The 10,450-nt window shown below is 47.3% G+C and carries 11 protein-coding genes; 8 read left to right on the forward strand and 3 right to left on the reverse strand.

Going from position 1 to position 10,450, the window contains the following annotated elements; genetic code table 11:
- Positions 1 to 114: 114 nt before the first annotated feature.
- Genes ABFX15_RS00975 through trpA form a run of 7 tightly spaced genes read left to right on the forward strand, consistent with a single transcriptional unit; the run spans position 115 to position 5,950 of the window.
- Positions 115 to 978 carry an anthranilate synthase component I family protein gene (locus tag ABFX15_RS00975; RefSeq protein ID WP_346023693.1) on the forward strand — a complete coding sequence of 288 codons (864 nt, stop codon included), beginning with the start codon at positions 115 to 117 and terminating at the stop codon, positions 976 to 978.
- Positions 975 to 1,565 carry an anthranilate synthase component II gene (locus tag ABFX15_RS00980; RefSeq protein ID WP_346023694.1) on the forward strand — a complete coding sequence of 197 codons (591 nt, stop codon included), beginning with the start codon at positions 975 to 977 and terminating at the stop codon, positions 1,563 to 1,565. The genes ABFX15_RS00975 and ABFX15_RS00980 overlap by 4 nt, the downstream gene beginning before the upstream one ends.
- Complete coding sequence (gene trpD, locus ABFX15_RS00985) at positions 1,562 to 2,575, forward strand: anthranilate phosphoribosyltransferase (protein ID WP_346023695.1); 1,014 nt, start codon at positions 1,562 to 1,564, stop codon at positions 2,573 to 2,575. The genes ABFX15_RS00980 and trpD overlap by 4 nt, the downstream gene beginning before the upstream one ends.
- Positions 2,575 to 3,387, forward strand: coding sequence for an indole-3-glycerol phosphate synthase TrpC (gene trpC, locus ABFX15_RS00990; protein WP_346023696.1), 813 nt, complete (start codon positions 2,575 to 2,577; stop codon positions 3,385 to 3,387). The genes trpD and trpC overlap by 1 nt, the downstream gene beginning before the upstream one ends.
- Positions 3,356 to 3,967: a phosphoribosylanthranilate isomerase gene (locus tag ABFX15_RS00995; protein ID WP_346023697.1), complete on the forward strand. Its 612-nt coding sequence runs from the start codon at positions 3,356 to 3,358 to the stop codon at positions 3,965 to 3,967. Before trpC ends, ABFX15_RS00995 begins: the two co-directional genes overlap by 32 nt.
- A gap of 14 nt (positions 3,968 to 3,981) precedes the next feature.
- Positions 3,982 to 5,181 carry a tryptophan synthase subunit beta gene (trpB, locus tag ABFX15_RS01000; protein ID WP_346023703.1) on the forward strand — a complete coding sequence of 400 codons (1,200 nt, stop codon included), beginning with the start codon at positions 3,982 to 3,984 and terminating at the stop codon, positions 5,179 to 5,181.
- On the forward strand, positions 5,174 to 5,950 hold the full coding sequence (trpA, locus tag ABFX15_RS01005) for a tryptophan synthase subunit alpha (protein WP_346023698.1): 777 nt from the start codon (positions 5,174 to 5,176) through the stop codon (positions 5,948 to 5,950). Before trpB ends, trpA begins: the two co-directional genes overlap by 8 nt.
- 305 nt (positions 5,951 to 6,255) lie before the next feature.
- Here the strand turns inward: trpA and ABFX15_RS01010 are convergent, their stop codons facing one another.
- From ABFX15_RS01010 to ABFX15_RS01020, 3 genes are all read right to left on the reverse strand, one after another.
- Positions 6,256 to 7,659 (reverse strand): aldehyde dehydrogenase family protein, encoded by a 1,404-nt coding sequence (locus ABFX15_RS01010; RefSeq protein WP_346023699.1) that lies wholly within the window; start codon positions 7,657 to 7,659, stop codon positions 6,256 to 6,258.
- 222 nt (positions 7,660 to 7,881) lie between these two features.
- On the reverse strand, positions 7,882 to 8,640 hold the full coding sequence (locus tag ABFX15_RS01015; protein ID WP_346023700.1) for a GDSL-type esterase/lipase family protein: 759 nt from the start codon (positions 8,638 to 8,640) through the stop codon (positions 7,882 to 7,884).
- 238 nt (positions 8,641 to 8,878) lie between these two features.
- Positions 8,879 to 9,685, reverse strand: coding sequence for a MerR family transcriptional regulator (locus ABFX15_RS01020; RefSeq protein WP_346023701.1), 807 nt, complete (start codon positions 9,683 to 9,685; stop codon positions 8,879 to 8,881).
- Between the two features lie 102 nt (positions 9,686 to 9,787).
- On the opposite strand from ABFX15_RS01020, the gene ABFX15_RS01025 reads away from it, so the two are divergent.
- On the forward strand, positions 9,788 to 10,339 hold the full coding sequence (locus ABFX15_RS01025; RefSeq protein WP_346023702.1) for a hypothetical protein: 552 nt from the start codon (positions 9,788 to 9,790) through the stop codon (positions 10,337 to 10,339).
- The last annotated feature ends 111 nt before the right edge of the window (positions 10,340 to 10,450 follow it).

Below are 10,450 nucleotides of genomic sequence, written 5' to 3' on the forward strand. Positions count from 1 at the left end.
AATTGCCTCATTTTCTTAAATAAAACTGCCGGAATAAAGTGACATTTACTGGCTGGATTATTTTGCTTTTCTACAGATAGACAGCTGGACAGACGAATCAAAGCAATCAGAGAGATGATTAATAATCCATCAGAAGAACAGACGGAAGAGCTGTCACCTCTTACGTTCACTGCTTCGGTCGATAAGGACGAATTTATGAGACGCGTGGTGAAAGCCAAGCAGTATATCGTAGATGGAGATATTTTTCAGGTAGTCCTTTCTCAGCGCATGCAGGCTGAATTTGATGTGGATGCCTTCACCTTCTACCGGAAACTGAGAGTGGCTAATCCCTCACCTTATATGTTCTACGTGGATTTCGACCAGTACACTGTGCTGGGTGCTTCACCGGAAAGTCTGATCAAAGTGACGGGCAGACAGATCGTGACGAATCCAATCGCAGGGACTCGGCCGAGAGGGAAAACAGAAGAGGAAGATCAGGCGTACGCAGCTGATCTGCTGTCTGATGAAAAAGAACAGGCCGAACACAAGATGCTGGTAGATCTGAGCCGGAACGATCTGGGGCGTGTGTCAGAAATCGGATCGATCTCTCTAGATACATTCATGACGGTCGAACGGTTCCAGCACGTGATGCACATCGTTTCAGAGGTCAGCGGCACACTGGCTGAAGGCCTGAGCGGTCTGGATGCATTGATTACAACATTGCCGGCAGGGACTGTTTCAGGCGCTCCGAAAATCCGGGCCATGCAGATCGTCAACGAACTGGAAGATTATCAGCGCGGGGTGTATTCGGGATCCGTTGGCTACATCAACGTGAACGGGGATCTGGATCTGGCACTGGCTATCAGGACAATGGTCGTGAAGGATAAAAAAGCATATGTACAGGCAGGAGCCGGGATCGTCTATGATTCCGACCCTGAAAGTGAATATCAGGAAACATTGAATAAAGCAAAATCACTTCTGGAGGTGGGACAAAAATGATTTTACTCATTGATAACTATGATTCATTTACCTATAACGTGTATCAGTACATTGGCGAACTTGAAGACGTGATGGTCGTCCGAAATGACGCAGTGACCCTTGAAGACATCCGCAACCTTAAACCGAAAGCCATTGTGCTGTCGCCCGGACCGGGGACGCCGGCAGAAGCGGGCATCTGCATCGATCTTATCCGGGAATTCAAGGCTGAGATTCCGATTCTGGGCATCTGTCTCGGACATCAGGCTATCGGTGAAGCCTTTGGCGGGAGCGTCAGCCATGCAGAAGAGGTCAAACACGGCAAGACCGCACTTATTACTCATAATCAGACAGAGCTGTTTGAAGGATTGGGTCAGGAAATCGAAGTGATGCGGTATCACTCGCTGGTCATTTTAAGACACACCATGCCGGATAATCTGGACATAACGGCTGAATCGATAGAAGACGGAGAAATCATGGCAGTCAGACACCAGACCTATCCCATCTATGGCGTGCAGTTTCACCCGGAATCCATTGGAACAGCTGACGGGAGACAGATAATCAGAAACTTTCTGAATCTGGTCGATGAAAAGGTAGGGAGTGCATCATGAAGACGTACATTGAAAAAGTGGCGAGTCAATCGGACTTGTCTCTGGAGGAAATGGAAGCCGCCAGTGCACAGCTCTTTGATGAGAATGTAGACGAGCTGCAGAAAGCGGGCTTTCTCATGGCGCTGCGGACTAAAGGAGAAACGGTAGATGAACTGACAGGACTTGCGAAAGTCATGCAGAAAGTAGCCGTTCAGCTGCCGCGCCAGCTCCCGGATGTCATGGACAACTGCGGAACTGGAGGAGACGGGTCACAGAGTTTCAATATCAGTACTACGAGTGCCTTCGTTCTGGCCGGTGCTGGTGTGACAGTCGCCAAACACGGTAACCGCAGCATTTCCAGCAGAACGGGTAGTGCAGACGTGCTTGAAGTGCTTGGCGTCCATTTATCCGCTTCTCCTGAAGAAATGACGGAGCTGCTTGAGAAAAACCGTATAGCCTTTCTGTTTGCTCAGCAGGTGCATCCCGCAATGAAAGCCGTCATGCCTGCTCGAAAACGCCTAGGCGTCCCGACGATTTTCAATCTGATCGGTCCTTTGACGAATCCGGTCGACTTATCTGCACAACTGATTGGAGTCTACAGGGAAGATGCCCTGCACGACGTGGGTCAGGTCCTGAGGCAGCTCGGCAGAAAACGTGCCGTCGTCGTCCATGGCCACGGAGGCATGGATGAAGCCTCTTTAAGCGGACCGAACAGCTGCGTCCTTGTGACTGAAGACGGACTAGAACCGTTCGACCTGTCACCGGAAGAATTGGGCCTCAAGCGTGCTCGAAACGAAGACCTGAGAGGCGGAGACGCTGAAGAAAATGCCCGGGTCTTGAGAAACATTCTTGAAGGGGAAAAAGGGCCTCGAAGAGACGTTGTACTTCTTAATGCCGCATTGGGGTTGATGGCCAGCGGAAAAGCAGCCACCCCGCAGGACGGACTGATTCTGGCAGAAGAAAGCATCGATTCAGGACGTGCCTTGGCTGCTCTGGACTACCTGATCACTTACGGGAAAGGAGACAGATAGTGACTATTCTGGACACGATACTCGAAGAAAAGAAAAATGAAGTCAACCGGCTGAAAAAGCTGGACCCAACCCATTTTCCGGAAAGAAATCGGGTGCTGCATTCATTTTACAAGACCTGCAGAACGGCTGAAAAGGTTCAAGTTATTGCCGAGTTCAAACGCTCTTCCCCGTCAAAGGGAGAAATCAATCACCAGCTCGATCCCAGAACTCAGGCGATCGCCTACAGAGATGCGGGAGCCGCAATGCTGTCGGTTCTGACAGACCAGACATTCTTCAAAGGAAGCATGCAGGATCTACTGGAGATCAGTGAGACGGTTTCTCTGCCGGTTCTAAACAAGGATTTCATTATCGACCCCATTCAGATCGACCAGGCGTATGCCTACGGGGCTGATCTTATCCTGCTGATCGTTGCAGCACTCACAGATGACAAGCTCAAAGAGCTGCATTATTATGCCGAAAGCTTAGGTATGGAAGTACTGGTTGAAGTGCATAATGAAGACGAGCTGAAACGAGCACGTCCACTGAGTCCCAAACTGATTGGCGTAAACAACAGAAACTTGAAGACATTTGACGTAAACCTTGAAACAACTGAGCGACTGGCGCAATTAATCGATACGGAAAAAGTAGTTCTAGTCAGCGAGAGCGGCATGCTCACGAGAGAAGACGTCAGACGAGTGGAGATAGCCGGGGCGCGAGCGGTATTGGTAGGGGAAACGCTGATGAAGTCTGATAATGTAGCCGACATAATCAGACCCTTCTCTATTAAAAGAGGTGAGCGTGATGCTGGTCAAAATTTGTGGCATCCGAACTGAAGAAGCGGCACATGCTGCAGTGGAATCGGGCGCTGATATGATCGGACTGGTCTTTGCAGAAAGCAGGCGGAAGGTCACACTGGAACAAGCATCACGCGTGTTGAAAGTTGTAGAAGGCAGGTCGATTAAAACTGCAGGGGTATTCAGAAATCAGTCTGTCGAAGCGGTCAATCAGATCTGCCGGACGCTCGGTCTGGACTATGCCCAGCTTCACGGAGATGAAAGCTCGGACTACTGTAGGCAAATCAATGGCAAAATCATTAAAGCCCTGTCCATATCTTCACTCGGTGAGGCTTCCGATTTTCAGGACTGTTCAGACTTTTTATTGATAGACAGCCCAGAACCTGGGAGCGGAGAAGCGTTTGACTGGAACCGACTCAAAGACACCAGTTTAAGTTTACCGTATATCCTGGCGGGTGGACTGACGCCTGAAAATGTCGGTCCGGCGATCGAAGCCGTGTCGCCCCAGGGGGTAGATGTATCAAGCGGCGTGGAAACAGACGGCACAAAAGATACTAAGAAAATAAGACGATTTATCAGAAAAGCAAGACACAGCAGTAATAGAGAGGAAGAGAGATGACCATGGCACAAAATATGACAGAAACAGCCCATAAAAAAGGACATTTCGGACAATTCGGCGGTCAGTTCGTCCCGGAATCATTGATGCCGGCTGTCCTTGAACTGGAACAAGTCTATGAAGAAGCTAAAAACGATCCGGCCTTTATTGACGAGATGGAAGACTATCTGACCAACTATGTAGGAAGGCAGACACCATTGACCTATGCAGCTCAGCTGACAAAAGAACTAGGTGGGCCACAAATCTATCTGAAAAGAGAAGATTTGAATCATACCGGGGCTCACAAAATCAATAATGCCCTGGGACAGGCGCTTCTGACAAAACGGATGGGTAAAAAGAAAGTCGTGGCAGAAACAGGAGCCGGTCAGCATGGCGTAGCGACTGCTACAGTGTGTGCGCTTTTAGGTCTGGACTGCATCGTCTTCATGGGCAAGGAAGATATTCGCCGTCAGGAACTGAATGTCTTCAGAATGGAACTGCTCGGTGCTGAAGTAGTCAGTGTCGACCAAGGCGAAGGCACATTGAAAGATGCGGTCAATGAGGCTCTGAGATACTGGGTAGCTCATGTAGACGACACCCACTACATCATTGGATCAGTTGTCGGCCCGCAGCCCTTTCCAGCCATGGTCCGCGATTTCCAGAGTGTGATCGGTAAAGAAACAAAGGACCAGATCAAAGCGGTCACCGGTCGACTTCCTGATGCGATCGTCGCCTGCGTCGGTGGAGGAAGCAACGCAATGGGAATGTTTGCCCCATTCGTCAACGACTCAGAGGTGAAACTGTTCGGCGCTGAAGCTGCAGGCAAAGGCATCGAAACCGGCAAGCATGCCGCGACGTTGAGCGCCGGGAAAATCGGAGTCCTGCATGGCATGATGTCCTATCTGCTTCAGGATGAAGCCGGACAGATCACTGAACCCTATTCCATTTCCGCCGGACTGGATTACCCTGGCATCGGACCGGAGCACAGCTTCCTGAAGGATACAGAACGCGTAACCTATAAAGGGATAACGGACGATGAGGCTTTAGAAGGGCTCAAGCTGCTATCTCGCAAGGAAGGAATCATTCCGGCTCTGGAGACGGCGCACGCCATTTACTACGCAAGAGAAATAGCTGAAGGAATGACTGAAGACGAGACACTGGTTATCTGCCTGTCCGGAAGAGGAGATAAAGATGTGACGACTGTAAAAGAACGACTAGGAGGAGACAGCCATGGGTAAAGAGAAACTGGAACAGACACTTCAGGCCACACTTGATAAAGGAGACAAGCTCTTTGTCCCTTACATCATGGCAGGCGACGGAGGACTGGATGTCCTGACTGACCGTATTGCCTTTCTGGAAGAAGCGGGAGCAAGTGCGATCGAACTGGGTATTCCTTTTTCCGATCCTGTAGCGGATGGGCCGACCATCCAGGCTGCCGGACTCAGAGCCTTGGAACATAAGGTTTCGTTAAAGGATGTGCTCGACCAGCTGAAAACGACTCGAAATAAGAGAGAGATCCCGATCATCCTTATGACCTACGTCAATCCAATCATTAATTTCGGAACTGAAGCCTTCGCGGAAGCCTGTATGGAATCAGGTGTTGACGGCCTCATCATTCCTGACTTACCGATGGAAGAAGAGGATCATATTTTTCCTCATGTAAAAGAAAAAGGCATTGCCTTGATCCGACTGGCCGCACTGACGAGCCCTGACGACCGGTTAAAAAAGATCGGCGCACGGACGGAAGGCTTTCTCTATGCCGTCACAGTCAAAGGAACGACGGGTGCCCAGGCCACATTCAGTGAAGAGGTCGGGCCGTATATTGAAAAACTCAAGACCTTTACATCCAAACCAGTCCTTGCCGGATTCGGTGTGACGACTCCCGACCATGTCCGTGACCTGAGCCAGTACGGTGATGGAGTCGTCGTCGGCAGTAAAATCGTCTCCGACTTCCACGACGGAGTAACCGATACGATCAGGGAACTGATTCAGGCTTCGAAGAGATAGTTATTTTATGAATAATGAAATGGACCGTTCTGTTTTTTACGAAGAACGGTCCGTTTTTATATGAAGATGCAGTAGAATTGAGTAAATGTCTAAGATGTCGACACGCGAATAGACCATATAATGGGTTTATGAGCTGTTGGGAAGCTTTTCGAGTAGGTCAATGCCTCATATCTCGGGGTTATAAGCTATTGAGTAGCAATCTGGAAGGTCGAATGTCCCATATCTTGGATATATGGGACATTCCCGAGTTCTTAAATATAAAAAGGAACACCTCATATCTGCGGATATGAGGTGAACAGCTTAACTTATTTAAATATAGCCTTCAATTCAAGGTAATCTTCAACACCGTACAATCCGTTTTCTCTTCCGAGTCCGGACTGTTTGTATCCACCGAATGGGGCTTTTGGTGTGCGGGCACCGTCGTTGATGGTGATGTTACCTGTTTTCAATTTGCGTGCGACTTTTATGGCTTCGTCTTTTGGTCCAACTACTCCGCCGGACAGGCCGTAAATGGAGTCATTGGCCAGTTCGATCGCTTCCTCTACTGAGTCGTAGGTGATGACGACTAGTACTGGGCCGAAGATTTCTTCCTGAGCAATCGTCATGTCATTCGTGACGTTGACGAAGACTGTCGGTTCAACGTAGTAGCCTTTGCGGTCCAGCTTATTACCACCGACCAGAACTTCTGCGCCTTCTTCTTTCCCTTTTTCAATATAATTCAGGACAGTTTCCATCTGATCTTCAGAAACGATGGGACCGACCATAGTGTCTTCATCGTTTGGATCACCGACTTTGATATCTTTATAATAGTCCTTGATAACTTCTTTAGTTCGTTCCAGTTCGTCTTTCGGTACTAAGAGACGTGAGAGTGCTGAACAGGTCTGTCCCTGGTTATGAAGCAGGGTATTGGCTGAATTTTTGACAGCCATTTCCAGATCGCCACCTTTAAGGTAGACCATAGGTGATTTTCCGCCCAGTTCCAGAACAATCTGCTTCACTGTCGTCTTCGCTTTTTCATACAGGCTCTTACCGACCTTAGTCGATCCTGTAAATGAAATGACGGATACATCTTCATGACTGGTCAGGTAGTCACCCGTAGAGCTGCCGTCACCTGTAATCAAGTTGAAGACACCATCGGGAAGACCGGCTTTATCTACGATATCTGCTAATAGAAGAGCAGTTAGGGGAGTCAGGTTAGGTGGCTTCACCACAACCGTATTTCCTGCCAGAAGAGCAGGGGTAATTTTTCTCTGAATCTGATTAAGCGGGTAGTTCCAAGGCGTGATGCAGGCTACGACACCATATCCCTCTTTGATCACCGTCGCATTGTCGACTTCTTCTTCGAATGAGAAGTTATCTATTTCTTCAAGCGTTGCGCCCATCTCTTTTTCGGCGAGGCCGACTTGCGTATTCTTGGCAAACTGTCGTGAGGTCCCGAGTTCCTCGATCATCGTTTCGATCAGTTCCTCTTCACGTTCCTTGATGCCGTCAAGAATCTTCTGTACATACTCGGCACGCTTGGAAGGGGCTGTTGTGTTCCAGTCATCAAAAGCTGCTTTGGCCGCTGATACTGCACGGTTCACATCTTCTTCATTGGCGTTGACTACTTTACCGATAACTTCTTCAGTTGTCGGATTAATGACGTCTGCGTAATCATCAGACTGCGCATCCTGCCATTTTCCGTTGTAATATAAGGTTTGTTTTGTCAATTGACTCGCCTCCTAATTCCTATTATGCAAAAAAAGGTGGGAGATGCCAAATGAAAGAGCTTGAACGATATTAGTTCATGATGGAACGATTGGGTTATTAAGCCCCTATTCAAAAAAAGAAAGCTCAAAGGGTGGACAAGGTTGTCATTCCTTTAAGCTTTTCGATTATTCCATTTTATTCGCTACACAGGACATCAATTTTACTAACGATTAATTGAACATCTAATTTATCAAAGTATAGAGCTGTTCAGCTATGGCCTGATAGCCTTCTTCATTTGGGTGAAAGTAATCCTCATAGAGAAAATTTTCCATCTGATCCTGGAACAGATCAAAGGTCGGGACATAAGTGGCATCAGGGTGTGACTCTACTAGCGAACGGGTTTCGTCGTTCCATTCAATAAGGTAATCGCTCAATTCTGGAATGATCAGACTGTATGGATTATACAAGCCGATAAGGGCAATTTGAGATTCCGGATTGAGCGTTCGGATGTCACCAATAATGATTTCCAGATTGTCCAGATAGGCATTAAGTGTGTCTAGGAAGGCCACGGGCAGATCCAAATCTCTTTGAAAAGCCAGACGATTCAAGTCATTTCCTCCAATAGAGATGACAACCAGATCCGCTTCAGCAATAGTCGCATCGTTTTCTCCCGTTTCAATCAGGTCGAAAAGCTGGCTGCTGGTGTAACCGGATATGGCCAGATTGGTCAAAGTCTCATCACCGTCCCGGTCCATTAACTCGAGGTACCGGTCACCGATGCCGGAGCTTTCTTCGTCACCAACACCGGAGCCTATGGAGTCTCCGAGGATGACTATATTATTGATTTCTTCTTGAGGGACAGGTTCTTCTACTAGCTCAGACTCATCCTCTTCATGTACGCCTTCATCTTCATCTCCAATTATGGATAGACTGACATAAGCAATGGATGCTAGCAGAGCCACTGTAATTAACAGCAGAAGGATTCGTTTTTTCATTTTCATAGTTAATTCTCCTTACAGACCTCTTTTCAATTAGGCCAATCGAAATAAGTGAGCGGGTTTTAGATTGCATGTTAAGTGGTATGGATTAAGTTATCTGTATTGTAGCATTATATTAGTGAAGTAATGTAGCAGAACGCAGAAAAGCCAGACAACTTTCCGAAAGTAGGATGTCTGGCTGACTATATATTGAAGAATATAGGTCGTAGCATAAGCAGAAGGAAGAAAGCAGATTTCTGACCTAAACGCTTTTCACCCTGACTTGTATTTCAGTGATCAGATTCGTCTGGTTGTCATGGACGGTATCATGCAGGGCACGTTCATAGAAGTAGCCATCGAGTGGCAGAGTATGCTGTCTGCTGAAATCGATCAGTTTTTGGTAAGGCTGATGCAGCTCTTCTTCAGGCCCTTGAAAGACGATACGAAGATAACTGCCAGCTGGTTTGGTATGAGTAGCTGATTCAGCCGAAGCGGCTTTGATATAGAAGTAATCGTACTGTTCAGTAAAAGGATTCTCGAGCTTTTTATCCACATTGATAAGGGTGCCATATTCATTGTTGGCAAGAAAGTGCAGATCCTTGTCATGAACTAAGGCGATGGCATCCATGATCCAGTCTGTCGGAGAGCGATTTTCCATTGGATGGCTGAGAACAAGGTGGTCCGTCGTGCAGTTTATCAGTTCAACTTCCATATGCGGCCGTTCAGCAATACTGATGTAGTGAAGCTTTCTGTCAATCGTATGCCTAATGCGTTCCAGTTCCTCCAGTTTGCGGTCGACATCACTGAGCCTGCTCTGAAGAGAGAGCTTGAAATCATGAAAGTCTCCGGAGAGGACCTTTTTGATTTCAGCCAGAGGCATATTTAGTTCCTTTAATGATAGAATCAGACTCAAGTCAAATACTTGTTTCAGCGTATAATAACGGTAGTCGTTCTCTCCTTTGAATTCAGGAGAGAAGAGCCCGATTTCGTCATAGTAATGAAGTGTGCGTTTATTGATGTCCACCAGTTCAGCCAGTTCGGCAATTCTGAGGCTGTTCTTTTTCTTCATAAGATAATCAGTCCTTCCCCTTGACTCTACAGTTACTGTAGCCTTTATACTTAATATAGTCAATGATCAGTAATCGTCATTAGATTGAAAGGGGACAGTAACATGCTGAGAATTGGTATCGTAGTATTAGGTTTAGAAAAATGGAAAGAGTGTCGGACAGTAGCAAAGACCGTTCTTCCGTACCTGAAAAAAATCGGGAAGCGGCCTTATAGCACCTCATTTGAATTGATCGATCTGGAAAAGTACAATCAGTCTCTTGACGGCGAATGGAATTTGACTGAAAAAGGACTGAAAAAGTTTAATGAGAAAGATGGCTTCATTTTTGTTCTGCCAACCTTCTCAGAAGAAGTGCCGGAGAGTTACCAGTCATTTTTCAGCCATATCCATAGGGAGCTGCAGCATAAATCCGTTATGACGATCTGTTTTGGTGACAAGGATGAAAAGAGGCATACAATGGAGCAGCTGAATATCTGTCTTCTTAAATATGATCTGGCCTTGCCTGCGACCGATATCTTTGTGCCGAAGTATACCTTTGTCGAATGGGAAACCAAGCCGGATATAGAGAACATGATTACGGACCACGTAAACGATTATCTGCACTGGGCCATGAGTACGAAATATTTGAGAAACATCAGAAAAAGTCTAGTCATCTAATAGTGTTATTCAGGCTCTTCCTACAAACGGGAAGGGCCTTTTTTGAGACTCCCACGGCTAAAGCCGCAAGCCCGAACCTTTCGGTTTGACGGGTGGGATTCTTGAGTGCTT

The sequence above is a fragment of the Alkalibacterium indicireducens genome (genome assembly GCF_039522005.1).
GTDB classification, from domain to species: domain Bacteria; phylum Bacillota; class Bacilli; order Lactobacillales; family Carnobacteriaceae_A; genus Alkalibacterium; species Alkalibacterium indicireducens.

What these genes read in the sequence shown, in the direction of transcription:
- trpD (WP_346023695.1), top strand. Translation starts at nt 1,562, where the DNA reads ATGAAGACGTACATTGAAAAAGTGGCGAGTCAATCGGACTTGTCTCTG.
- ABFX15_RS01020 (WP_346023701.1), bottom strand. Translation starts at nt 9,685, where the DNA reads ATGAAGAAAAAGAACAGCCTCAGAATTGCCGAACTGGCTGAACTGGTG.
- ABFX15_RS01025 (WP_346023702.1), top strand. Translation starts at nt 9,788, where the DNA reads ATGCTGAGAATTGGTATCGTAGTATTAGGTTTAGAAAAATGGAAAGAG.
- ABFX15_RS00995 (WP_346023697.1), top strand. Translation starts at nt 3,356, where the DNA reads ATGCTGGTCAAAATTTGTGGCATCCGAACTGAAGAAGCGGCACATGCT.
- trpA (WP_346023698.1), top strand. Translation starts at nt 5,174, where the DNA reads ATGGGTAAAGAGAAACTGGAACAGACACTTCAGGCCACACTTGATAAA.
- ABFX15_RS00975 (WP_346023693.1), top strand. Translation starts at nt 115, where the DNA reads ATGATTAATAATCCATCAGAAGAACAGACGGAAGAGCTGTCACCTCTT.
- ABFX15_RS00980 (WP_346023694.1), top strand. Translation starts at nt 975, where the DNA reads ATGATTTTACTCATTGATAACTATGATTCATTTACCTATAACGTGTAT.
- trpB (WP_346023703.1), top strand. Translation starts at nt 3,982, where the DNA reads ATGACAGAAACAGCCCATAAAAAAGGACATTTCGGACAATTCGGCGGT.
- ABFX15_RS01015 (WP_346023700.1), bottom strand. Translation starts at nt 8,640, where the DNA reads ATGAAAATGAAAAAACGAATCCTTCTGCTGTTAATTACAGTGGCTCTG.